Here is a 24,187-nt window from a genome sequence, read left to right on the forward strand (position 1 = left end):
GGGGGGCGTCAGCCCTGCACGCCGAGCTTCCCCAGGATGATCTGGCGCACGCGTCCGGCGTCCGCCTGGCCGCGCGTGGCCTTCATGACCGGTCCGATCAGGGCGCCCACGGCCTGGACCTTGCCGCCCTTGATCTTCTCGACCACGTCCGGCATCTGGGCCATGGCATCGTCCACGGCTGCGGTGAGGGCGCCGTCGTCGGAGACGACCGCGAGCCCGCGGGACTCCACGATCTCCGCCGGGGTGCCCTCACCGTCGACCACGAAACCGAGGACCTTCTTGGCCAGCTTGTCGTTGATCTTGCCGCCGTCGATCAGCCCGTTGAGTTCGACCACGTGGGCCGGGGTCACGGGCAGGTCCGCGATCTCGACCTCGCGCTGCTTGGCGAGGCGGGCGATCTCACCCATCCACCACTTGCGCGCCACGGCGGCGGAGGCGCCCGCGGCAATGGTCTGCTCGATCTCGTCCAGCACACCCGCGTTGACGACGTCGCGGAACTCCTCGTCCGTGTACCCCCAGTCCGCCTTCAGCCGCTTGCGGCGCTCGGACGGCGGCTCCGGCAGAGTGGTGCGGATCTCCTCGATCCAGTCTGCGGTGGTGACCACCGGGACCAGGTCCGGCTCGGGGAAGTAGCGGTAGTCGTCCGCGTCCGACTTCGGTCGCCCGGCCGTGGTGGAGCGGGTGTCCTCGTGCCAGAAGCGGGTCTCCTGCGTGACCTTCTCCCCCGCGGCGAGCACGGCGGCATGACGCTGGATCTCGTAGCGCACGGTGCGCTCCACGGCGCGCAGCGAGTTCACGTTCTTCGTCTCCGAGCGCGTGCCGAACTGCGTGGCGCCCTTGGGCATCAGGGACACGTTCGCGTCACAGCGCACGTTGCCGCGCTCCATGCGCGCCTCGGAGATCCCGAGGTTCTTCACGATCTCGCGGATCGCCGCGACGTACGCGCGAGCAAGCTCGGGTGCCCGCTCCCCCGCACCCACGATGGGCTTGGTCACGATCTCGATGAGCGGCACACCTGCGCGGTTGTAGTCCACCAGGGAGTACTGCGCGTTCTGGATCCGCCCGGCATCCCCGCCCATGTGGGTCAGCTTGCCGGCGTCCTCCTCCATGTGGGCGCGCTCGATCTCCACGCGGAACTCCGTGCCGTCTTCCAGCTCGAGGTCCAGGTGCCCGTCGAACGCAATGGGCTCGTCGAACTGCGAGGTCTGGAAGTTCTTGGGGGTGTCCGGGTAGAAGTAGTTCTTCCGTGCGAAGTGGCACTTCTGCGCGATCGAGCAGTTCAGCGCGAGACCGAGCTTGATCGCGGATTCCACTGCCTTGCCGTTGACCACCGGCAGCACGCCGGGCAGCCCCAGGGACACCGGGGTCACGTTGGTGTTGGGCTCGTCCCCAAAGGTGTTGGGGGCGGCATCGAACATCTTGGTCTTGGTGTTCAGCTCCACGTGCACCTCGAACCCCAGGACGGGGTCGAAGCGCTCGAGGGCTTCCTCGAAGGACAGCACGTCCTGGCTCATCACTTGCCTCCCTGCGCGGCAGTGGCCGCAAAGTCACGAACGGTGGCGGTCACGTCGGCGCGTTCCCGCCACAGCGGGCCGCCCCACTGCTCGGTGAGCAACCGCTCCAGACCGGCCCCGGCGCGGTACACGCGGGCGTCCTCGCGCGCCGGTGCCATGAACTGGATCCCCACGGGCAGCCCGTCCTCCGGTGCCAGGCCGCCCGGCAGGGAGATCGCGGGGATCCCCGCGAGGTTGGTGGGGATCGTGGCAATGTCGTTCAGGTACATCTGCATGGGATCCGCGGACTCGTCCACGCCCCCGATGTCGAACGCGGTGGTGGGCGCGGTGGGCGAGATCAGCACGTCCGCCTTCTCAAACGCCGCCGCGAAATCACGCTGTACGAGCGTGCGCACCTGCTGTGCGGAACCGTAGTACGCGTCGTAGTACCCCGCGGACAGTGCGTACGTCCCCAGGATGATCCGGCGCTTGACCTCGTCCCCGAAGCCTGCGGCGCGGGACGCGCTCATGACCTTCTCGATGGTGGGCGTGCCCTCGGGAGTAACGCGCAGACCGAAGCGCACGCCGTCGTACTTGGCCAGGTTGGAGGAGACCTCCGAGGACATGATCAGGTAATAGGCACCCAGCGCGTACTCGAAGTTGGGCGTCTGGACGTCCACGATCTCGGCGCCCGCGGCGCGCAGGAGTTCGAGGGACTCCTCGAAGCGCTGCTGCACACCGGCCTGGAAACCCTCGCCGCTCAGCTGCTGGACCACGCCCACGCGCAGCCCCTTGAGCCCGCCCTCGGCGGCTCCCTCGCGCGCGGCGCGGGCGTGGGAGCCCACGGGATCCGTCAGCGAAGTGGAGTCGGCGGGATCGTGACCGCCCACGACCTCGTGCAACAGCGCGGCGTCGAGCACCGTGCGGGAGCACGGGCCCACCTGGTCGAGCGAGGACGCCATGGCAATCACGCCGTAACGGGACACCGAACCGTACGTAGGCTTGACGCCCACGGTGCCGGTCACGGCCGCGGGCTGGCGGATGGAGCCACCGGTGTCCGTGCCCAGAGCCAAGGGCGCCTGGAACGCGGAGACCGCGGCGGCGGAACCGCCACCGGAACCGCCCGGGATCTTGCGCAGGTCCCACGGGTTGCGCGTGGGACCGAACGCCGAATGCTCGGTGGACGAACCCATGGCGAACTCGTCCAGGTTGGTCTTGCCCAGGATGGGCATGCGCGCCGCACGCAGCTTGCGGGTCACCGTGCCGTCGTACGGGCTCATCCAACCCTCGAGCATCCGGGACGCCGCCGTGGTGGGCTGGCCCTTGGTCACGATGAGGTCCTTGACCGCCACGGGCACACCCGCGAGCTCGGGCAACTGCTCACCCTTGGCGCGTGCCTCGTCCACACCACGGGCCACGTCCAGGGCCTCCTCGCGGTTGCGGTGCAGGAACGCGTTCAGCCCGTCGGTCCCGCGTGAGCGGTCCTGGGCGTTCAGCGGGGTGCCGTCCGTGGCCTCGATCTGCTCGAGGTGCGCGGTCACGGCGTCCACCGAGGAGACCTCACCCGAAGCCAGCTTGGCCGCGAGGTCCGCGGCGGACAGTTCTACGATGCGCTCGCTCATGCTCACTCCCCGTCCAGGATCGCCGGGACCCGGAACTTGCCGTCCTGGCTGTCCGGTGCGTTGCTCAGGGCTTCCTCCTGCGTGAGGGTCTCCCCCACCACGTCCTCGCGGAAGACGTTGTGCAACGGCAGGGGGTGGCTCGTGGCGGGGACGTCGTCCCCGGCGGCTTGGCTGACCGAGGCCACGGATTCGACGATGAGATCGAGTTCACCGGCCACGCGGGCCAGTTCCTCGTCCGACATCTCGATGCGCGCGAGTTCGGCCAGGTGCGCCACCTGCTCGCGATTGATCGCAGACATGCATGCTCCTGGTATTCGCTGATTGGTTCCGATCCAGTCTAGCGAGCGCCTACCCTGGACTCAGCACTCCCGTTCTCCCGCCGATCTCCCGAAGGGGTCCCACTTCGTGGCTCAGTCCTCCGCCCGTTCATCACGACGCCGCTCCACGCCTTCCAAGGGCACCTCCCGGATGACCCGGGCGGACGCCGCGCGCGCCCGCGTGGATCACGACAACGCGTGGCGCCAGTGGGTCTCGGACTCCGCCGTGGAGACCGTGGACACCGCACTGAGCCACGTCCAGGCGGTCGTGGAGGAACAGGTGCGCCAGTACGGAGCATTCCCGGCCTTCCTGGTCACCGGCGCCAAGGACGGGGAGTTCGAACTGGATTCGGTGGACCCGTCTCGCGTGAACGATCTGGCCCCCCAGGATGTGCTGGCCGAACTGCGGGACATCGCGCGCGAGAAGGCCTCCGGATTGCTCGTCGCCGCACTGGCCTACCCCGCCACCCTCCCGGACCGCTCCGGTGCCACCGCGGTGATCGTGGAGGTCGCCCACCGCGAACGGCTCAGCCTGGAAGTTGTCCAGGAATACAATGTCGTGGAGGCCAAGGGCCGCACGTTCGTGAACTTTGGCGATCCGCACACGGATCGAGCGGATCCGTGGTTGTTCGCGGTGCGTGACTGAGACCCGGACATCGCCTCCTCCGACGGGACGACCCGTCAGCCCACCGGATAGCTCGGGGACGACCCCGCCCGGACCGGGGCGCGCACAGTCCCGAGAATCGAGCTGACGCTTCCATGTTCCCCACGCGTCGTTCCATCCTGACTCCGGGAGCCCTGGCCCGCGTGATCGCGGGATGGGGATTCTTCGTGCTGCTTCAACTCTCCGGCTCGCTGCTGGCCCCACCCGTGTCCTCTCCGCTGCTCGTGGGGGCGCTCGTGGTGATCGTGGGCGTGATCCTGTACGCGGCCACGGGCGTCGTGCGACAGGCCGAACACCTGGCCCACCGACTCGGCGATCCGTACGGTTCGCTGGTGCTGACCCTGTCCATCGTCGTGATCGAGGTGGTGTTGATCTCCGCGGTCATGCTGGGCCCCGGTGAGCACGCCACGATCGCGCGGGACTCCGTGATGGCCGTGGCCATGATCATCCTCAACTTGGTAATCGGTCTGTGCCTGCTCGTGGGCGGCCTCAAGCACGGGGACATGGCCCACAATCGGACGGGAACCTCCAACTACCTGGCGCTGCTCGTGGTCCTGAGCGCCCTGGCCTTCGTGCTACCCGCGGCGCTCGGCACCGACGGCGCGTACCAGCCGTGGCAGGAGATCTCCATCATCGCAGTCACCGTGGCGATCTACGCGTTCTTCCTGTACCGACAGACGGGCGCGCAGGCCGTGGACTTCACCGAAGTGGACCCCCGGTTGCGCCCGGGTCCGGAGACCGCGGCCCGGGAGACGACGACGACGCATCCTTCCCTGCGCTCGGTCCTGGCCGAGCACCGCACCGAGATCCTCGCGCGCCTGGTATTGCTCGTGATCACCGTGGTGCCCATCGTGGTGCTGTCCCACGACATGGCCTCGCTGTTGGACGATGGGCTCGGCCGTGTGGGGGCACCGCCCGCGCTGGCCGGCGCGCTGATCGCGGCCATCGTGTTCCTGCCCGAATCCCTCACCGCGCTGCGCGCCGCGCTGGCCGGGGAGATCCAGCGCGTGAGCAACCTGTGCCACGGGGCGCTGGTGTCCACGGTGGGGTTGACCATCCCGGCGATACTCGTGATCGGGCTGCTCACCGATCAAACGGTCGTGCTCGCCGAGAGCCCCGCGAACCTGGTGCTGCTCGGGATCACGCTGGGACTGTCCCTCACCACGTTCGCATCCTCCAGAGTCACGTCGATCCACGGTGCGGCGCACCTGGTGATCTTCGCGGCCTACGGGATCACGGTGTTCTCCTGATGCGCGACTGACCTCGCTGGGAGGCCCAGCGGGGTCAGTCCGACAGCGGATCAGCGAGCCGCGTTCACCACGCGGGGAGCTCGGGCAAGGCGCCCTCGGACTCCACGAACTCGTCGTCACCGCGGGCCAGCCACCGCAGCATGCCCTCGCGGTCGGAGGTGATGAGCTGACCGCCGTCGCCGATGATCCACTCGTCCCGCTCCTCGGTGCGCAGGGTCATCCCCGGGGCACCCTTGGCCCGCATGGTGCGCACCGCGGCCTCCACGGCGTTGAGCAGGGAGTCCGGGTCCGCTTCCGCCACGGTCCACGTGGTGTCCAGGTCGTGGTGGTGCACCACGACCTCCGCGATCCGCACCGCGGGCACGGACGTGGCCGGGACGGGCTTACCGTGCAGGTCGAGCTCTTCGGTGACGATGTCGCCCTTGAGACGCTCGCACTGCTCGGCGAAGAACTGCGCGTTCTGCTTGAAGGTCTCGATCAGCTCGTCCTTGGGCAGCGCGGCGAGCTCGTCGATCTCCTGCTCGCGCGCCTCGTGGGACTCGTAGGGCTGCTGGGGTTCACCCGTGGTGGCCCAGTCGATGAGCTTGACCAGGGCGCGGGCGTTGGAGGCCAGGTGCGCGATCACGTGCGCGCGGTCCCAACCCTCGCACAGGGTGGGGCCCACCATTTCTTCGTCCGAGAGGGACTCCACGGTCGCGAGGAACATGTCGGTCTCCCGCCTCAGACGGGAGAGGTCGGAGTTGAGGCGTGCCGGTTTCATCATGGCTCCCACTGTAGTAATTCCCCACGCGAGCCAGCGCACGATGGCAGGGCTCAACACATACGCATATCGTCCGAGTCCCCATGGGCGGAGCCCCGGGCTGCCGCGCGAACCGCGCTGCTCCCGGGGCTCCGATCATGCTCAGGACACCGTGTGGGCCAACTGCTGACGCAGTTCGCGGCGCGTGCGCTGGGCCTCGGGCGAGGGCACGGGCACCGCGGCGAGCAAGCGCTTGGTGTACTCCTGCTCGGGGTGGCGCAGCACCGCTTCGCGCGAGCCCTGTTCCACGATGTGCCCGTGCTGCATGACCACGATCCGGTTGGCGAGCCGGTCGATCACCGCGAGGTCGTGGGTCACGAACAAGCACGCGAAGCCCATCTCCGCTTGCAGCTGCTCAAACAATTCCAAGACCGTGGCCTGCACGGACACGTCCAACGCGGACGTGGGTTCATCCGCCACGAGCAGTTTCGGCTTCAGGGACAGGGCCCGGGCGATGCCCACGCGCTGCTTCTGACCGCCCGAGAGCTCGTGCGGGTAACGGTTGCGGTAGTTGCGCGGCAACCGCACCTGGTCCAGGAGTTGCTCGATGCGCTGCTGCAGCTGCGCCCCTTTAGCCTCGCCGGCCAGGAACATGGGCTCACCGATCGACTCACCGATCGGCAGCCGCGGGTTCAGCGAGGACGCGGGGTCCTGGAAGACCATGCCCACGTCCTTGCGCACCGCGTTGAGCTTGGCGCGCGGGGCACCGTGCAGTTCCACGCCGTCCACCACAAGCGATCCCTCGACCACGGGCAGCAGTCCCACCGCGGCGCGGCCGATCGTGGTCTTGCCGGAACCGGATTCACCCACGAGACCCACGGTCTCCCCGGCTGCCACGGTGAGGCTGACGCCCTCGACCGCGCGGAACGCGGGGTTGCGGCCCTGCTTGGGGTACTCGATGGCCACGTCCTTCAACTGCAGCACCGGTTCCACGACCCGCTGGGCGAGCGTGTCCATGGACGCTGCCTCCGCCGTGCTGCGGTCCACCACCATGGGCATGACCACGGAACGCTCGAGCGCGGCGACCATGTCCACGGACTCGTCGTTCTCCTTGCCCTGGCCCAGGTGGGGCACGGCCTCGAGCAACGAGCGGGTGTAGGGGTGGCGCGGTGCGGTGAAGATCTGCTCCGCCGTGCCCTGTTCCACGATCACGCCCTTCTGCATGACCGCGATGTTGTCCGCGAGGTCCGCCACCACACCCATGTCGTGGGTGATCAGGATGACCGCCGAGTCCAGCTGGTCCTTGAGGTTGCGGATCAGGTCCAGGATCTCCGCCTGCACGGTCACGTCCAGGGCCGTGGTGGGCTCGTCCGCGATCAGCAGTTTGGGGTCGCACGAGAGGGACTGCGCGATCATCGCGCGCTGCCGCTGACCACCGGAGAGCTGGTGGGGGTAGGAACGGAACGCCTTCTCGGGGTCCGGCAGTTCTACCATGGTGAGCATCTGCCGGGCACGTTCGGCGGCCTCGGCGGGTGAGATGTCCCGGTGCAGGCGGATGGTCTCCACGATCTGCTGGCCCACCGTGTAGACGGGGTTCAGCGCGGTCATGGGCTCCTGGAAGATCACGGCGATCTCCTCGCCACGCACGCGCCGCAGCGCGTTGCCGCGCAGCCCGATCAGTTCCTCCCCGGCCAGCACGGCCGAACCGCGCACGCGTGCGTTGGAGGGCAGCAGCCCCAGCATGGACATCGAGCTCGCGGACTTGCCCGAACCGGACTCGCCCACGATCGCGAGCACCTCCCCCGCTGCGACGTCGTAGTTCAGGTCGATCGCGGCCGGAACCCAGTCCCGGTCCACACCGAAGTCCACGGACAGCCCGCGCACGCTCAGCACAGGTTCACCGCGGGCCACGGTCCTGCGGGCCGGGCCGCGCCGCACAGTGGGTTCGTTGCGCTGCGCCCGCCGACCACGCCGTTTCTGCGCGCCCTCTGCGGTGGCACCCGCCGCGGCGCTGCCGCCGGCGGCTGCACCCGCGGCCGCGGTTCCGTCGGCGCGACCGGTGACCGCAGCGGCGTCGGCGGCCGTGGCACCGGACGATCCGGCGGCGCGAGCGTGAGCCGCGGAGGGGTTACCGGGGCCTTCGGTGGCCATCCGCCCGTCGCCGCTCGGCGTGCCGTCCCACGGGGCGTTGTGCTCGGCGGCCGTGGCCTCGTGCGACGACGCCGCGTTCGGGTCCTGCGCCGCGTCGTGGGGTCGCGGGGTGCCCTCGGGCTGGTTCGAGGTGCTCATCGTGTGTGCTCCATCGTGTCGAGAACTGGGCGCGCGGCAGCGGCACACGCGCATTGCCTAGCATGGGGGTCATGACCCGAGAACCCGCCGGCGAGCCCGAAACCTACCGAGCGTCGTCGGCCCCGTGGCTCACGGGATTCCTGGTGGTCCTGGGTCTGGTGGTGTGCTTCGCGGGCTGGGGCCACACCGTGGCGCACCACGCGGGCGCCGTGTTCGGTGGTCTCGCCCTGGCGGCGCTCGGGTACGCGCTGTACTGGCGCCCCCGGCTCGAGGTGCACGCGGACGAGGTGCGCGTGGTGAACCCCCTGCGCACGGTGAGCATTCCGTGGAGCCGGATCGTGGACGTGCGCACCCGTTTCGCGGTGACCATCGCCACGGACCAGGGCGCCCACTCGTGTTTCGCCCTGCCCTCCGCCGGTGCGGGCGCCGCCCTGCGCTCCGGTGTGGACGCCGTGAACCGCAATCACCCGATCGCCCGACCGGGCGGCGCGGTGCGCGTGGGCGACCTGACCTCGACCGCTTCCGGCGCCGCCGCGCACCGCGTCCGCGACACGTGGCAACGCAAGATCGAGACCGGTGAGCTGGACGTCTTCGCCCGGGACGCCGCACCCGATCCGGTGCGGACCCGGTACGCGCCCGGCCCGCTCGCGGCGGTCGTGCTGCTGGCCGCCGCGAGCGCCGTGCTGTTCACCGTGTGAACTGATCATCGTCCGTCCCGGGCGGTGTCCCCGCGCGTCCCGGTCTCGGCCCCGGCGTTCACCGCAGGCTTCGTCCCCGGCTCGGATGCGGTGAGCGCGTCCGGGTACTGGTCCGTGCGCTCGCCGGTCTCGCGGGCGCGCTTGGGGTTGAACTTGCGCTGGCGCGGGTCGAACGCGTCACGCAGACCGTCACCGATGAAGTTGATGGTCAGCGCGATCGCCACGATGAACACACCGGGCCACCAGAACAACCACGGACGGGTCGCGAAGGCGGTCTGGTTCTCGCTGATCAACCGGCCCAGGGACCAGTCCGGGGCCTGGATACCCAGACCCAGGTAGGACAGCGCGGTCTCCAGCAGGATCGCCGAGGACATCAACAGCGTGATGTTCACGGTGATCACACCCACGGTGTTGGGCAGGATGTGCTTGAAGATGATCCGCCCGCTCGAGGCACCGGCCAGTCGCGCGGCGTCCACGAACTCGCGCTCGCGCAGCGTGAGGAACTCACCGCGCACCAGGCGCGCGAGCGGCGGCCACGAGGCTAGACCGATCAGCAGACCCAGGGCGATCACCGTGGCGAACGTGGGCAGGTTGTGGGCGCGCACCCACGAGATGGCTAGGCGGCCCAACAGGGCTGCCAGGATCACCAGGGGGATGATGATGATCACGTCGGTCAGACGCATCAGCACGGCCTCGGTCCAGCCCCGGAAGTACCCGGAGAGGCCACCCACCACGGTGCCCACGAGGCCCGCGATAAGGCCCACCACGATCATGACCACCAGGGAGTACTGGGTGCCCTGCATGGCCATGGCGAACAGGTCACGGCCCAGGTTGTCCTGGCCGAACGGGTGCTCCCCGAGCGAGGGCGGGAGCAGGGACAGCGTGGGCCGGCCACCGTTGAGCACGGTTCCCGTGGCATCCGGGTTCCACTTCCACCACCCCGGGATGGGACCGACACCCAGCGAGGTGACGGACAGCACCACGATGAACAACAGGACGATCAGGGACACGACGGCGCCCGTGTTGCCGAAGAACCGCTGGCGTACCAGCTGTCCCTGGCTCTTGCCGCGCACGTCCTCGGGCTTCTCGCCGGTCTGCGGGTTCTGTTCGACCCGCTGGGGGACGTCGATAGGTTGTGGCTGGCTCATGCTTTCACCCTCACGCGCGGGTCGAGTACGGAGTACACCAGGTCAGCGATCAGGTTGAAGACCATGGCGACAATGCCGGTGATCAGGAACACGCCCATCACCGGGTTGGGGTCTACGTTGCGCACCGATTGGATGAACAACTGCCCCATACCGGTGAACGCGAACACGGATTCCGTGATGATCGCGCCGCCGATCAGACCGCCGATGTCGTAGGCCACGAGCGTGGCCAGCGGGATCAGCGCGTTGCGGAACGCGTGACGCATGACCACGGTCCGCTCCGACAGGCCCTTGGCGCGCGCGGTGCGCACGTAGTCCTGGCCCATGATCTCCAGCATGGACGCGCGCGAGTACCGCGAGTAGGACGCGAGCGCCAGCAGGGTGATACAGATGGTGGGCAGCAAGAGGTGGGTGAACCGGTCCAGGCCGGTGATCCAGAAGTCACCCGACAGGCCCGGGGTGGAGGAGTTGGCCGTGGCGATGGGCCGGCCCCGGATGTGACCGGAGTTCACGTAGTCCGGCCACGACTGCATGAAGCGGTCCAGGATGATCAGCAGGGCCACGAAGAAGCCGGTGACCCCGCCCACGCGGGCGCCCTGACCACGGTCGTAGCCACCGGCGACGTAACCGGCTCCCACACCCACCAGGATCATCACGACGACCAACGCCAGCAGGGTCAGCAGCCCGCCCCCGACGAAGAGGGCCTGGACGGGGAAGTACAGCACGAGACCCACCACCACGGTGGCCAGCCCGGCGTACAGGGCCCGCTTGTTGCGTAGTCCCGCCATGAGGACGGTGGCGGTCACGGCCACCAGAATGCCGGTCAGTGCGATCAGCGGGATGCCCAGGAAGGGGTGCGCTAGCCAGTTGGTCGCGAGCACGAAGTAGATGATCCCGAAGGTGACCACGAAGCCCAGGACACCCATGAGGATGCGGGTCCGCATGCGCCCGAACGAGACCAGGAACCAGATGAGCCCGGCCACCACGGAGATTGCGAGCAGCGCCCCGATGGACAGTGACGGGTTCTGCAGGAAGTCGTTGAACTGAATGGCCGCCACTTCCTTGAGCAGCACCGCGAGCCAGAAGCTCGGCAGCGAGAAGCACAGGAAGGTCAGGAACGTGATGCCGTAGTCCAGGCCCGAGTACTGCCGCAGTGCGGAGACAATACCCAGGGTGATACCCACGACGATGGCCAGGATGGTACCGATCGTGACCAGCATGATGGTCTGGCCCATGGCGAAGGAGAGCAGGCTCGTCACTTCCTGGCCCTCGCGGCTCACGCCCAGGGAGCAGGTGTCCGCAAAGGGCACGAGGCACCCGAGTGCCCCGCCGAGCCACGTGAAGTAGCGCAGCACGGGCGGTGTGTCCAGGTTGAGGGCCTCCACGCGGGCGGGGATCAGCTGTTGGGCGTTGGGGTTTCCGTACAGGTCCCACAGCGGGTCGCCGGAGGCCGCCGTCATGAGGTACACGAGGAACGATGCGCCCAGCAGGATGAGGACGGCGGTGATGAGCCGTCTGAGGATGTAAGAAATCATGATGCTGCCTCTGAACGAGTGGTGGTCACGACGCTGCGCGGACACGGCGTTCCGCGCCCGCGCAGCATCATGAGGGGAAGGACCCGGTCAACCGAGGTCGACCGTCCTACTTGCGGCTCCACTCGGAAACGTTCCAGAACACGCCGGTCTGGTTCGGCTGGTACTGGTCCACTCCGGCGATCTTGTCCGAGGTGGCCACGTAGCCCACGGACTGGAACAGCGGGAGGCCGTAGGCGTCCTCGAAGGTGTGCTTGTCCACCTCAGCGATCTGGTCGTTGCGCGAGGACTCGTCCAGGTTGGCGCGGGCCTCGTCCACGAGCTTGTCCACGTCCGCGTTCGAGTACTCGTTGTAGTTGCCGCCGCCGCCGGTCTTGAAGATCTGCGAGAGCATCTCGGTGCCCACGCCCGGGGAGACCCAGCCGTACAGGGACGCGTCGTAGTCGCCGTCCGCGAGCTTCTCGGACCAGTTGGGATCGCCCAGGTCCTCGACCTTGAACCCGGCCTTCTCCGCGGACTCCTTGATCAGCTGGAAGGTGTCCACGCGTTGCGGATTGCCGTTGTTGTAGAGGATCCGCACGGTGGGGGTCTTGCCGTCGAGCAGCTTCTTGGCGCCGTCGATGTCCACGTCCCCGTAGAGTTTCTTGGCGTCGTTCTTCTCCACGGCCTTGGTGTAGGGCTCGCCCTGGCTGGAGACGAACATCTGCGAGTTGAGCACCTCGGCGTCCTCCTTGACCGGCTTGACCAGCTGGTCGAGGATCTGCTGGCGCGGGATGGTCTTCAGGAACGCCTCGCGGGTCTCCTTGTCCTTGAAGGTGTCCGAGCCGAAGTTCAGGTCCACGTGGTCGTACGCGAGCTGGTCGCCCTGCTGCACGTTCACGTTCTCGATCTGCTTGACCTGGTCCATCGTGTCCTTGTTGACGTTGTTCGGCTGCATGATGTCCACTTCGCCGTTGCGCAGCGCCTGGATCTGAGCCGTGGCGTCGCCGATGGTGCGCAGGGTGATCTCGTCCAGCTTGCCGGGCATGCTGCCGTTGTAGTTCTCGTTCTTCTTGAGCGTGACCGAGTTGTTCTCCACCACATTGTCGATCGTGAACGGACCGTTGGACACGAGGACGTCCTTGTCGTCCGGGGTGGACGTGAAGTTGAAGGAGGTGTCCCAGGCCTTGCCGATCTTCTCCAGCTCGGGCTGCTTCTGGGGGTTCTTGGGATCGCCCTTCTTCTGGTTCTCGAGCACCTCCAACAGCTGCTCCTCGGACATGCCCGCCTTCTTGGCGACCACGTGGGCCGGCATGAGCGAGTTGGAGTCCAGTCCGATCTCCCAGTCCGCGTTGGGCTTGGCCCACTTCAGGGTCATGGTCTTGCCGTCCTCGGAGAACTCGGGCTTGTCCGTGGAGCCCAGGATGTCCGTGGAGCCGGCGATCGCGAAGTAGTCCTTGCCGGCCTTGCCGTCCTCGCTCGCGTCATTGGCGTAGCCGGAGAGCAGGGACCACCACAGCATGAGGTCGGCCTTGTCCACCGCGTTGCCGTCGGACCACTTGGGGTCCTTGATCGTGTACTCGACGGTCAGGGGATCGTCCGAGACCTTCTTGTACGTGCCGAAGCCCTCGTTGGGGTGGATCTTCTGCTCCGGGTCCACCGTGATGAACCCTTCGCGGGTCATCTGGGCCACGTGGCCGTTGATGTCCAGGTTCGTCTTGGTGTAGCCCGGATTGGCACCCGAGAACTTGTTGGTCTCGGCGACATTGACCACGCCGCCGCTCTGGGCGCTTGCGCTGCTGTCACCGCCGCCGCCGTTGCTGTCGTTGCCGCCGCCGCCCACGCTGGCGCAGCCGGTCAGCGTGAGTGCAGCGATTGCCGCGACGGACACGGCAGCCTTCCCCTTGAAGGTGTACTTTCCCATGACGTTTCCTCCCGATATGGTGTCCATGGAATGTGCGTTGCACCCCGGTGGTTGTTACCCCGAGCCGGGGTCGGCATCACCGATGGATTGTGGTGCCTCTCACGATGAAGCACAGGTTACTCGCGGATAACCTTTTCGGGGAGAAACCTTCCGCGTGTCTCGGGAGTGTCGGATGATTTCGTCGTGGCGCGGGCAATGCCGAGCATCGAATCACATTCCGTGATATTGGCCGTACGCTGTTGCCATCATCACTTCGCCCCGTCAGGAGGCCCCCGTGACCAACACACCGCACGAGCCCCGTAACGCGCCTCGTCTCCCCCCGGACGACGCCGCACGCCCGCCTCACACTCCCGGCTCCCGTTCCGCGGGCAAACCGCTGCGCGAGGGGTACGCGAACGCGCACGCGGCGCCGTCGGCCCCCGTGGACGCGCAACGTCCCGGGACGGCGGTCACAGACAGCGGGACCGCGCACTCGGCCTCGGGGGCAGGGGGGACGGCCTCCCCCGTGGATCCCTCGCTGGACAAGCCCGTCAAGCGCGGCGTGTCGGGGACCGTGTGGGCGGCGCTGATCCTGGGCGTGATCGTGCTGATCCTGTTGCTGGTCTTTATCATCCAGAACAACGTGGGCACGCGATTCGAGTACATGGCGTGGACGTTCAGCCTTCCGTTGGGCGTGGCCATGCTGCTCTCGGCGATCGCCGGGGCCCTGATCATGGCCCTCGTGGGGTCCGTGCGGATGTTCTCTTTGGGTCACCGCGTGCGCAAGCTCGAACGCGAGCGCGAGCGGATCAGGACCTCGCTGCACGGCTGAGAGCCCACTGCACCACGGCGCGCGGCGCCGGTCGATCGGGACCGGCGCCGCGTGTCGTCGTACTCCGGGGAGTGCGCGAGCGTGACAGCGCGTAGGGCGCGTGGTGACCAGCCGGTGGGCCCGCCGCACACGGAATCGGGCGCGGGCCAGCGGGTATCCTGGGAGGCAGCCCAGTGACCGTCAACGCAAGGAGCCATCGCTCATGCCCAAGATCATCTACACCGAGACCGACGAAGCACCCATGCTCGCTACGTACTCGTTCAAGCCGATCGTGGAGGCGTTCGCGTCCACCGCCGGTGTGGAGGTGGAGACCCGGGACATTTCCCTGGCCGCGCGCATCCTGGCCCAGTTCCCGGACCGCCTCACCGACGAGCAGCGGGTCCCGGACACCCTGGCCGAGCTGGGCGAACTCGTGGAGACCCCGGAAGCGAACATCGTCAAGCTGCCGAACATCTCCGCGTCCATCCCGCAGCTGAAGGCCACCATCAAGGAGTTGCAGGCGGACGGCTACGACCTGCCGGACTACCCCGAGGTCGCCACCTCGGACGAGGCCAAGGACATCCGCGCGCGTTACGACCGTGTCAAGGGCTCCGCCGTGAACCCCGTGCTGCGCGAGGGCAACTCGGACCGCCGCGCCCCCAAGGCCGTGAAGAACTACGCCCGGCAGCACCCGCACTCCATGGGCGAGTGGAGCAAGGACTCCAAGACCAACGTGGCCACCCTCGGCCACGACGACTTCCGCAGCAACGAGAAGTCCGTGATCATCCCCGAGGACGACACCCTGACCATCCAGCTCGTCACCGACCAGGGCACCACGGTGCTCAAGGAGTCCTTGCCCGTACTGGCCGGTGAGGTCGTGGACGGCACCTTCATGAGCGCCGCCGCGCTGGACGCGTTCCTCGCGGAACAGGTGGCCCGCGCCAAGTCCGAGAACGTCCTGTTCTCCACCCACCTCAAGGCCACCATGATGAAGGTCTCCGACCCCATCATCTTCGGCCACGTGGTCACCGCGTTCTTCCGGGACGTCTTCGACCGCTACGGAGAGGACCTCGCCAAGGCGGGGCTGTCCCCCAACGACGGCCTGGGTGGAATCCTCTCGGGCCTGGACGCCCTGGACAACGGCCAGGAGATCAAGGCCGCGTTCGACAAGGCGATCGACGACGGCCCTGAGTTGGCCTACGTGAATTCGGACAAGGGCATCACCAATCTCCACGTGCTCTCGGACGTGATCGTGGACGCCTCTATGCCCGCCATGATCCGCACGTCCGGAAAGATGTGGGGTCGCGAGGGCGAGCAGAAGGACACCCTGGCCGTGTTGCCGGACTCCTCCTACGCGGGGGTCTACCAGGTCGTGATCGACGACTGCCGCGAGAACGGCGCGTACGATCCCACGACCATGGGTACCGTCCCCAATGTGGGTTTGATGGCACAGAAGGCCGAGGAGTACGGCTCCCACGACAAGACCTTCGAGATCCAAGACGCTGGCACCGTCCAGGTGGTCAACGGTGCCGGTGAGGTGCTGCTGTCCCACGAGGTCCAGCCCGGTGACATCTGGCGTGCGTGCCAGGCCAAGGACGCCCCCATCAAGGACTGGGTGCAGCTGGCCGTGCGGCGTTCCCGCGACTCCGGGATGCCCGCCGTGTTCTGGCTGGACGAGTCCCGCGCCCACGACCGCAACCTGATCACCAAGGTGGAGCAGTACCTCGCGGAGGAGGACACCGACGGTCTGGACCTGCGGATCCTCTCCCCCGCGGAGGCCACCAAGTTCACGGTGGAGCGGCTGCGCCGCGGCGAGGACACCATCTCGGTGACCGGCAACGTGCTGCGCGACTACCTCACGGACCTGTTCCCCATCCTGGAACTGGGCACGTCCGCCAAGATGCTGTCCATCGTGCCGCTCATGAACGGCGGTGGCCTGTTCGAGACCGGCGCCGGTGGTTCCGCGCCCAAGCACGTGCAGCAGCTGCAGGAGGAGAACCACCTGCGTTGGGATTCCCTGGGTGAGTTCCTGGCGCTCGCCGCGTCCTTCGAACACCTCGCCAGCCGCTACGACAACGCCAAGGCGCAGGTCCTCGCGGATACCCTGGACCGCGCGACCGGGACCTTCCTCAACGAGAACAAGTCCCCGTCCCGGAAGGTCAACGAGCTCGACAACCGCGGTTCGCACTACTACCTGGCCATGTTCTGGGCCGAAGAGCTCGCGCAGCAGACCGAGGACTCCGAGCTCGCGCAGGCGTTCCAGAAGGTCGCTTCCGAGCTGCGCGAGAACGAGGACACCATCAACGCCGAACTGCTGGACGTGCAGGGTTCCCCCGCGGATCTCGGCGGGTACTACTGGCCCGTCCCGGAGAAGGTCTCCGCGGTGATGCGCCCCTCCGCCACGCTCAACGAGATCGTAGACGGGCTCAGCGCCTGACGTTCCGGAGTGTCTCGCGCGTGTGACGGACCCAGGTTCGCGCACGCGCAGCAACCGACGACGACGCCGCACCGCCTCCGTACGGGGGCGGTGCGGCGTCGTTCGTTATCCGTCCCGAAAGATCCGGACACGCGAAAGGGGCGGGGCCGCACGGCCCCGCCCCTCCTCCGGTGAGCTGATCAGGAGACGGCGGCGACAGCGGCGTCGTAGTCCGGCTCCTCGGTGATCTCCTCGACGAGCTGGGTGTGGACGACCTTGCCGTTCTCGTCCACGACCACGACGGCGCGGGCCAGCAGACCCTCGAGCGGGCCGTCCGTCTGGGTCACGCCGTAGTCCTCGCCGAACGACGAACGGAACGCGGACGCGGTGGTGACGTTGTCGATGCCCTCCGCGGCGCAGAACCGGCCCTGCGCGAACGGCAGGTCCTTGGAGACACACACCACGGCGGTGTTCTGCAGGGACGCGGCGCGCTGGTTGAACTCGCGCACGGACTGGGCACACACGCCCGTGTCCAGGGACGGGAAGATGTTGAGCACCATGCGCTTGCCCGTGAACTCGTCCGAGGCCACGGGGCTCAGATCCGCTCCCACGAGGTCGAAGGACGGCGCGGACTCTCCCTGGGCGGGCAGCTCGCCGACGGTGTGGACGGGGTTTCCTTGGAATGCAGTAGTAGCCATGTCTCCATTGTGGTGCGCGCCACTGGCCCGTGACACGTATGTCCGCCGTGCGCTGAACCGGGCTCGCTGATAGCCTCTGTGCCACCCTGCCCCGTGAGACGAGTCACACGGGTACCCCGCATCAGAGTCGCGTGACCGCCGGGCACCCCGGAGCGCGCAGCCCAGGAGGAATCACCGTGAATACCACTCCCGTCACCGTGGCCGTGACCGGCGCCGCCGGCCAGATCGGATATAGCCTGCTGTTCCGGATCGCTCACGGGGACCTGCTCGGCCCCGAACGCCCCGTCCGGCTGAGGCTTCTGGAGATCCCGCAGGCCCTGCCCGCCCTCGAGGGAACCGTCATGGAACTGCAGGACTGCGCGTTCCCGCTGCTCGCGGACGTGGAGATCGACTCCGACGCCCGCACGGTGTTCGACGGCGCTCAGCTCGCCTTGCTCGTGGGTGCCCGCCCGCGGGCCAAGGGGATGGAACGCAGCGACCTGCTTGAGGCCAACGGTGCGATCTTCACGGAACAGGGCCGAGCCCTCAACGACGTGGCCCACGACGACGTGCGCGTGGTCGTGACCGGCAACCCGGCCAACACCAACGCGCTGATCGCCCAGCGCAACGCCCCGGACATACCCGAGTCCCGGTTCAGCGCCCTGACCCGGTTGGACCACAACCGGGCCGCGGCCATGCTCGCCGCTGAGACCAAAACCTCGGTCGCGAAGGTCAAGAACCTCAGCGTGTGGGGCAACCACTCCGCCACGCAGTACCCGGATCTGGACCACGCCATTGTGGCCGGGCGGCCCGCCCTGGACCTGGTGTCCCGCAAATGGGTCACGGACACGTTCATCCCCACGGTGTCCCAGCGGGGTGCGGCGGTGCTGCAGGCCCGCGGTGCGTCCTCCGCCGCATCCGCGGCGAGCGCGACGCTCGATCACGCCCGCGACCTCATGCTCGGTAACCGCCACGGGGACTGGACGTCCATGGCCGTGGTCTCCGACGGTTCCTACGGTGTCCCGGCCGGCCTGGTCAGCTCGTTCCCGGTCACCACGTCCGGGGGCGACTGGTCCGTGGTGCAGGGCCTGGAGATCTCCGAGTTCTCGCGTTCACGCATCGACGCGTCCGTGGCGGAACTCGAGTCCGAGCGCGACGCCGTGCAGCAACTGGGCTTGATCTGAGCCCGGCCCTGACCCGCACCGCCGTGTGTGGGGCGGGTCAGGAGTTCTCGGCCAGGGCGTCGCGGAACGCTTGCTCGGCGGCGTCGGAGAAGGGGACGAAGACGACGGTGTCCACGGAGGTGTCCGCGGCGAGGACCGTGCGCACGGCGATCCGGGCGGCGTCGTCCATGGGCCAGCCGTAGATCCCGGCGGAGACCGCGGGGAAGGCCACGGACACGGCGCCGATCTCGTCCGCCACGCGCAGCGACTCGCGGTAGCACGAGGCCAGGACGTCACTGCGATCGGTCTTCTTCGCGAACACCGGGCCCACCGTGTGGATGACCCACGTGGCGGGCAGGTCATACCCCTTGGTCGCCACGGCCCCGCCCGCGGGCAGCCCGTCCGGGAGGGTCGTCTCCCGCAACTGCTTGCACTCGGCGAGCAGCTGTTTCCCGGCGGCGCGGTGGATCGCCCCGTCCACACCGCCTCCGCCCAGGAGCTTGGAGTTGGCCGCGTTGACGATCGCGTCCGCGTGGACTTTCGTGATGTCACCCTTGCGAATCTCGATGTTCATACGGCCACACTAGTCCCGCCCTGTCACCGAACCCCATGGGCCCCTAGGCTGGGAGCATGGCCGATCTCGAACTGTTCGACGATTCAGGGGTCCACACCGTCCTGTGCGTGGTGGCCCACCCGGACGACATGGAGTACGGGGGTTCGGCCGCCGTCGCCCGCTGGACCCGGCGCGGCGCGACGGTGAGCTACCTATTGTTGACCGCCGGGGAGGCGGGGATCCGGGACCGCGATCCGAGCGACGTCGGCCCGTTGCGGCGGGGCGAACAGGAAGCGGCGTGCCGGGCCGTGAGGGTCACCGATCTGCGGGTCCTGGACCTGCCGGACGGGACCCTCCAATACGGACTAGACCTGCGGCGCAGGATCGCGCGGGTGATCCGCGAGGTCCGCCCGGACACCATGGTCACGATCGACTGGTCCGTGGAGGCCGGGTGGGGTCTCAACCAGGCCGACCACCGCGTGGCCGGGATGGCCGCGCTCGACGCTCTGCGGGACGCCGATAATCTGTGGGTGTTCCGGGAGCTGCTTGAGGACGAGGGGCTCGAGGCGTGGGGCGCCGAACGGTTGCTCGTCACGGGCGCGCAACCCGATCATGCGATCGAACTGTCCGAGGAGGACATCACCGCGGCGGTCGAGTCGCTGCGCTGCCACAAGCAGTACCTCGCCGCGCTGGACGGGCACCCGGATCCGCACGAGATGATCACGGGCATGACCGAAGGCGCCGGGCGCGCCGCGGGTGCGGACCACGCTCTCGGGGTGCGGGTTTTCCCGCTCTGACGTCCTCGGAGTTGTCCGCGGAGACATCACCAGGAGCGACGGCGCTCGTGCCCCCGCGGGGACGCTGGCACTGGCGCCGTTCGCCTCCCCGCAATGTCTCGTAGCAGTCAGCCCCTCCCCCGGGCGAGCACGTCACGGGAACGGTCTCCCCCAGCGCGATGAGACACACCGCGACCACGTTGGTCCCGGCCACCCCGGTGAAGAACCCGAAGGCCCGGGCGGGGACGTGCAGGTCCTCGAGAACCCGCTGCGGATAGGCGACCACGCGCCACGCGGTGAGGACCACGAGCATCGCCTAGACCGCGAGTGCGAACCCCATGACCACGGTGGTGGGTCCGTGGAATCCCAGGTGGTACGCCCCCACGGAGACGATGCCGGAGGCCATGACCACCGCAAAGCACGACCGCGGCAGGCTCGCCACATTGCTCTTCAGCGCACCCAGTGCCCGTCCGGTGATCCCTGCCGTGGCTGTGCCGCTCACGCGTCCTCGACCGGTGCCGCATAGAACCACCGGCCTGCACGCCTGGCGAACCGTGAGTTCTCGCGCAGCACGCCCGGACCGTCGGGACCGCGGTAGTTGGCCTCGAACTCGACGGTGCCGGCGGCGTCGTCCTCCCCGCCGGCCTCCGTGCGCACGATCGTGAGCCCGGTCCACTCGACCCGGGGATCGCTTGCGGTGTCCGCGGGACGGTGCGCGGGGTGCCACGTGCGGAACAGGTGGTCGTCGTCGCCCGTGGCGAACGCGGTGTAGCGCGAACGCATGAGGGCCTCCGCGGTCACGGGCCACCGCTCGTTACGCACCGCGGGGCCGCAGCACTGTTCGAACGGGGCACCGGCGGGCAGCCCACCGCAGGGACAAACACTCATGCGCGGGAGTTTACCCCCGCGCTGCCCCCCCCACCCCTCGGGGTGCGACGTCGCCCTACCCGGCGCGTGCACGTGGCCTTCGCCGGTCGGGCCGCATGACAGCCGGGCGGTACGTCAGCTCGCGGCACGGGGGCCGCGGGTCCGACGATCGTCGTCGGGCACATCCCGCGGCCCGCCCCGTGCGGCCATGGCTCCGGCGGTCAGCGACCCGCGATCAAGTACCCCTGGACCGGGCCCTCCGTGTTGGGTTTCCACCCGAGGGCGGGTGCCACGTGCTTGGCGAAGTTCTCGAGGATGCGCAGGTTCAGCTCGGGGCCCAGTTGGCTCGGGATCGTGAGCATGAGGGTGTCGGCGGACATGACGGCGTCGTCGGCGCGCAACTGCTCGATGAGGACGTCCGGCGAATCGGCGTAGGTGCGCCCGAACGTGGAGGTGAACCCGTCGATCACGCCCACCTGGTCGCGGGACTCGCGCGCGCCCATGTAGGAGAAGATCTCGTCCTCGGGGCCCACGATCGGGAACACGCTGCGGCTCACGGACGTGCGCGGCGTACGCGTGTGGCCCGCCTTCGCGAAGGCCTCGCGGTAGCGGCGCAACTGATCGGCCTGTTGCGCGGCGAACGTACCCTCGTTGGCCTCCGTGAGCAGTGTGGAACTCATGAGGTTCACGCCCTGCTCGCCCGCCCACTCGGCGGTCCGGCCCGAACCGGCACCCCACCACACGCGTTCCGCGAGACCCGGTGATTGCGGTTCGATGGCGAGCCGTGCTCCCGCGCCGTACTGGGCGGGATCCGCGTAGGTCATGGGCTCACCCTTGATGGCCCGCAGGAACGTGTCGAAGTGCTCCCGGGCGATGTCCGCACCGCGCGGATCCGTGGAACCCAGGTAGCCGAACGCCTCCCACCCGCGCAGCGCGGGCTCAGGTGAACCGCGGCTCACGCCGAGGGCCACGCGGCCGTCCGCGATGAGGTCCAACTGGGCCGCTTCCTCCGCGAGGTAGAGCGGGTTCTCATAGCGCATGTCGATCACGCCGGTGCCCACCTCGATGTGGCGGGTACGGGCCGCAATGGCGCTCAACAGGGGCATGGGGGACGCGGACTGGCGTGCGAAGTGATGCACGCGGAAGTACGCGCCGTTGACGCCCAGCGCGTCCGCGCCCTCGGCGATCTCGATCGCGTCCTTGAGGGCCTGACGAGCATCCGGGTCCGCGCCTCCACGCCCGGAACCGTAATGACCGAAACTCAGGAATCCGAAAGCCTTCATGACCGGTGCAACCGCGACCCCGCCCCTTTTATTTCCCGTGCAACTTCTTCCGCGATGAGCACGACGCCGCTCGGTGTCGATCGCACGCCGGCGTCCGGGCAGCCCGTGTCCGCGTGGGTGATTTTCCAGCGGCCCGCGCGCGCGGCGTCGTCGCACCCCGGAATCGGCCCCGCGGGGGCAGTTCCCGGGGTCAGGCCTCGCCAGACTCCTCCTCCCCTGAGGCGGGGGCCGCGGCGAGGGCCATGACGTCGTCGAGCATCTCACGCGTGAGCAGGCCCGTGAACGTGTTGCGCTGGCTCACGTGGTAGCACCCCACGAGTCGCACCGTGCGGCCTCCCGGCGTGCGCAACCGTGCCACGGCGCCGTGGCCGAACTTCGGGCGCGGTCGGGGCACGTCCCAACCCATGCGCGCCGCGGCAGCCAGGGTCGTCTGCCACGCGATGCCCCCGAGCGCGAGCATGCTCTCAAGATGTGGGAGCAGCGCGATCTCCCGCTCGAACCAACCACTGCACGCCGCCTTCTCGTCCGGTGCTGGCTTGTTGGCGGGCGGCGCGCAGCGCACCGGGGCGATCATCCGCACGCCGCGCAGCGTCTGCCCGTCCCCCGCGGTGCTCACGGTCTCGTTCGCCGCGAACCCCGCGCGGTACAGCGCCGCGTAGATCCAGTCCCCGGCACGATCCCCCGTGAACATGCGACCCGTCCGATTGCCGCCGTTCGCCGCGGGCGCGAGACCCACGATCACGAGCCGCGCCATGGGGTCCCCGTAGGACGGCACCGGGCGCCCCCAGTACGGTTCCCCCGCGAACGACGCCCGCTTGTGCTCGGCCACGTCCTCCCGCCATTCGACGAGCCGATCGCACGTGCGGCACACGCTGCACAGGGCGTTGAGTTGCTCGACGTCGCTCGCTCCCGCCGCGAGCTCACGCACCCGGGCGGCGTCGCGGGCCACGGGTGTGTCCGCTCGCGCGGGGTCCTCCGGCCACCCGGTCCCGGGCGGCACCGGGGACGGGAAGAGCCGCCCGGTGAGCGGGTGGGGCAGGAGCGTTTGGGGGTTCTCAGCCATGCGGGTGCCTGTCTGCGGGGTGCAAGTGGATGTGGAGGGGTGCGGGATGTGGGGTGACGTGTGGAGCAGCGGTCCGCCCGAGCCGGGCCGCGGGCAACGACAGCCGCGAGCGTCGTCGGCCGCACTGCCAGCGCTGTCGTCGGCACAGCGAGCGACATCGTCCGGTCCGCGAGCGCCGTCGCCCGCACCCAAAGCGGCACGGCTCGGGGGCGAGTGAGGCAGCCACGCGCCGTCGGGCCCGAAACTCAGAGCAGGGTGTCCTCCCCGAGCCGGCGCAGGATCTGCCGGCGCCAGCGCTGTGGGAACTCCGGGGCGCGGGTCAGCGCACGGTAGGCGTCCGGGTCCGCCATGCCGGCGTTCATGATGCGCACGACATCGTTCACGGACACCGCGCCCGACGGCCGGCTCATGAACTCGAACGTGTCCCCCGCGGCCACGTGACCTTCGCGCAGGACCCGCAGGTAGAACCCCGTGCGGCCGGTGTCCTCCATGTCCCGGGGCAGCTGGGCGTCCTGCCACCTGCGGGACACCGTGGCGCACGGGGTTCGGGGCTGGGTCACCTGGACCACCGCGGTGCCCACCCGGTACACGTCCCCCAGGTGGACCTGATCCTCCGTGGCGCCGCGCAACGTGAGGTTCTCGGAGAACGCACCGGGGCCCAGATCGCGGCCCTCGCGGCGCCACGCGTCGTAGTTCTCATGGGGATAGCAGCACACGGCCTTCTCGGGACCGCCGTGCACCGGGATGTCCCCTTGCTCGTCGCCGATGAATCCCGTGGCGCTCAGGAACACCCGGTCCGTGCGGGCCTCCTTGTCCGCGGCGGTGTCGAAGGCCTTGCCGCCCCAGCGCTGCCGCCGCACCGCGCCGGTGTGCAGTGCCACCACCGCGGCATCCGTGACCGTCAGTTGTGGATTCTCCATGGGTCCTCCTGATCCCGGGGATTGCTC

22 protein-coding genes are annotated in these 24,187 nt (G+C 68.7%); 7 read left to right on the forward strand and 15 right to left on the reverse strand.

The genetic code is table 11. The features are described 5' to 3' along the window. Positions 1-8: 8 nt before the first annotated feature. Genes gatB through gatC form a run of 3 tightly spaced genes read right to left on the reverse strand, consistent with a single transcriptional unit; the run spans position 9 to position 3,414 of the window. On the reverse strand, positions 9-1,514 hold the full coding sequence (gatB, locus tag RF646_RS00475) for an Asp-tRNA(Asn)/Glu-tRNA(Gln) amidotransferase subunit GatB (RefSeq protein WP_368834908.1): 1,506 nt from the start codon (positions 1,512-1,514) through the stop codon (positions 9-11). Then, positions 1,514-3,115 carry an Asp-tRNA(Asn)/Glu-tRNA(Gln) amidotransferase subunit GatA gene (gene gatA, locus RF646_RS00480; RefSeq protein WP_368834909.1) on the reverse strand — a complete coding sequence of 534 codons (1,602 nt, stop codon included), beginning with the start codon at positions 3,113-3,115 and terminating at the stop codon, positions 1,514-1,516. Before gatA ends, gatB begins: the two co-directional genes overlap by 1 nt. A gap of 2 nt (positions 3,116-3,117) precedes the next feature. Further along, positions 3,118-3,414 (reverse strand): Asp-tRNA(Asn)/Glu-tRNA(Gln) amidotransferase subunit GatC, encoded by a 297-nt coding sequence (gatC, locus tag RF646_RS00485; RefSeq protein WP_064846057.1) that lies wholly within the window; start codon positions 3,412-3,414, stop codon positions 3,118-3,120. A gap of 106 nt (positions 3,415-3,520) precedes the next feature. Between gatC and RF646_RS00490 the strand changes: the two genes are divergently transcribed. Both RF646_RS00490 and RF646_RS00495 read left to right on the forward strand, forming a co-directional pair. Beyond that, a complete protein-coding gene (locus RF646_RS00490) occupies positions 3,521-4,078 on the forward strand; it encodes a hypothetical protein (protein ID WP_240919101.1) in 558 nt (185 codons plus the stop codon). 113 nt (positions 4,079-4,191) lie between these two features. Then, on the forward strand, positions 4,192-5,346 hold the full coding sequence (locus tag RF646_RS00495; RefSeq protein ID WP_368834910.1) for a calcium:proton antiporter: 1,155 nt from the start codon (positions 4,192-4,194) through the stop codon (positions 5,344-5,346). Positions 5,347-5,410: 64 nt separating this feature from the next. Here RF646_RS00495 and RF646_RS00500 read toward each other — a convergent pair whose 3' ends face one another. After that, complete coding sequence (locus RF646_RS00500; protein ID WP_098055850.1) at positions 5,411-6,109, reverse strand: maleylpyruvate isomerase family mycothiol-dependent enzyme; 699 nt, start codon at positions 6,107-6,109, stop codon at positions 5,411-5,413. Between the two features lie 138 nt (positions 6,110-6,247). Beyond that, the gene (locus RF646_RS00505; protein WP_368834911.1) at positions 6,248-8,374 is read right to left on the reverse strand and encodes an ABC transporter ATP-binding protein; all 2,127 of its coding nucleotides are present in this window, start codon (positions 8,372-8,374) and stop codon (positions 6,248-6,250) included. A gap of 71 nt (positions 8,375-8,445) precedes the next feature. On the opposite strand from RF646_RS00505, the gene RF646_RS00510 reads away from it, so the two are divergent. Next, complete coding sequence (locus RF646_RS00510) at positions 8,446-9,072, forward strand: PH domain-containing protein (RefSeq protein ID WP_312793704.1); 627 nt, start codon at positions 8,446-8,448, stop codon at positions 9,070-9,072. 5 nt (positions 9,073-9,077) lie between these two features. Here RF646_RS00510 and RF646_RS00515 read toward each other — a convergent pair whose 3' ends face one another. From RF646_RS00515 to RF646_RS00525, 3 genes are all read right to left on the reverse strand, one after another. Then, positions 9,078-10,220: an ABC transporter permease gene (locus tag RF646_RS00515; protein WP_368834912.1), complete on the reverse strand. Its 1,143-nt coding sequence runs from the start codon at positions 10,218-10,220 to the stop codon at positions 9,078-9,080. Beyond that, positions 10,217-11,752, reverse strand: coding sequence for an ABC transporter permease (locus RF646_RS00520; protein ID WP_270450755.1), 1,536 nt, complete (start codon positions 11,750-11,752; stop codon positions 10,217-10,219). The genes RF646_RS00515 and RF646_RS00520 overlap by 4 nt, the downstream gene beginning before the upstream one ends. 106 nt (positions 11,753-11,858) lie before the next feature. Further along, positions 11,859-13,652 carry an ABC transporter family substrate-binding protein gene (locus RF646_RS00525; RefSeq protein ID WP_368834913.1) on the reverse strand — a complete coding sequence of 598 codons (1,794 nt, stop codon included), beginning with the start codon at positions 13,650-13,652 and terminating at the stop codon, positions 11,859-11,861. A gap of 274 nt (positions 13,653-13,926) precedes the next feature. Here RF646_RS00525 and RF646_RS00530 point away from each other — a divergent pair, with 274 nt between their 5' ends. Beyond that, positions 13,927-14,463 carry a lipopolysaccharide assembly LapA domain-containing protein gene (locus tag RF646_RS00530; RefSeq protein WP_368834914.1) on the forward strand — a complete coding sequence of 179 codons (537 nt, stop codon included), beginning with the start codon at positions 13,927-13,929 and terminating at the stop codon, positions 14,461-14,463. 202 nt (positions 14,464-14,665) lie between these two features. Beyond that, positions 14,666-16,879: an NADP-dependent isocitrate dehydrogenase gene (locus tag RF646_RS00535; RefSeq protein WP_368834915.1), complete on the forward strand. Its 2,214-nt coding sequence runs from the start codon at positions 14,666-14,668 to the stop codon at positions 16,877-16,879. A gap of 179 nt (positions 16,880-17,058) precedes the next feature. Here RF646_RS00535 and tpx read toward each other — a convergent pair whose 3' ends face one another. After that, a complete protein-coding gene (gene tpx / locus RF646_RS00540) occupies positions 17,059-17,556 on the reverse strand; it encodes a thiol peroxidase (protein ID WP_064846049.1) in 498 nt (165 codons plus the stop codon). Positions 17,557-17,732: 176 nt separating this feature from the next. On the opposite strand from tpx, the gene RF646_RS00545 reads away from it, so the two are divergent. Continuing rightward, positions 17,733-18,719: a malate dehydrogenase gene (locus tag RF646_RS00545; RefSeq protein ID WP_167318279.1), complete on the forward strand. Its 987-nt coding sequence runs from the start codon at positions 17,733-17,735 to the stop codon at positions 18,717-18,719. A 37-nt stretch (positions 18,720-18,756) separates the two neighbouring features. Here RF646_RS00545 and RF646_RS00550 read toward each other — a convergent pair whose 3' ends face one another. Next, complete coding sequence (locus tag RF646_RS00550; protein ID WP_145002510.1) at positions 18,757-19,272, reverse strand: O-acetyl-ADP-ribose deacetylase; 516 nt, start codon at positions 19,270-19,272, stop codon at positions 18,757-18,759. Between the two features lie 56 nt (positions 19,273-19,328). Here RF646_RS00550 and RF646_RS00555 point away from each other — a divergent pair, with 56 nt between their 5' ends. Further along, positions 19,329-20,048 (forward strand): PIG-L deacetylase family protein, encoded by a 720-nt coding sequence (locus RF646_RS00555; RefSeq protein ID WP_368834916.1) that lies wholly within the window; start codon positions 19,329-19,331, stop codon positions 20,046-20,048. A 295-nt stretch (positions 20,049-20,343) separates the two neighbouring features. Here the strand turns inward: RF646_RS00555 and RF646_RS00560 are convergent, their stop codons facing one another. From RF646_RS00560 to RF646_RS00580, 5 genes are all read right to left on the reverse strand, one after another. Beyond that, complete coding sequence (locus RF646_RS00560; protein WP_098054186.1) at positions 20,344-20,529, reverse strand: hypothetical protein; 186 nt, start codon at positions 20,527-20,529, stop codon at positions 20,344-20,346. Beyond that, complete coding sequence (locus RF646_RS00565; RefSeq protein ID WP_368834917.1) at positions 20,526-20,915, reverse strand: YchJ family protein; 390 nt, start codon at positions 20,913-20,915, stop codon at positions 20,526-20,528. The genes RF646_RS00560 and RF646_RS00565 overlap by 4 nt, the downstream gene beginning before the upstream one ends. 200 nt (positions 20,916-21,115) lie before the next feature. Then, positions 21,116-22,177 (reverse strand): LLM class flavin-dependent oxidoreductase, encoded by a 1,062-nt coding sequence (locus RF646_RS00570; RefSeq protein WP_368834918.1) that lies wholly within the window; start codon positions 22,175-22,177, stop codon positions 21,116-21,118. A gap of 190 nt (positions 22,178-22,367) precedes the next feature. Next, positions 22,368-23,240, reverse strand: a complete 873-nt coding sequence (locus RF646_RS00575; RefSeq protein ID WP_368834920.1) for a uracil-DNA glycosylase — start codon at positions 23,238-23,240, stop codon at positions 22,368-22,370. A 245-nt stretch (positions 23,241-23,485) separates the two neighbouring features. Next, complete coding sequence (locus RF646_RS00580) at positions 23,486-24,160, reverse strand: MOSC domain-containing protein (protein WP_368834921.1); 675 nt, start codon at positions 24,158-24,160, stop codon at positions 23,486-23,488. Positions 24,161-24,187: the final 27 nt, after the last annotated feature.

It is taken from the genome of Kocuria sp. CPCC 205261 (assembly GCF_040981025.1).
In the GTDB taxonomy this organism is placed as follows: Bacteria; Actinomycetota; Actinomycetes; order Actinomycetales; family Micrococcaceae; genus Kocuria; species Kocuria marina.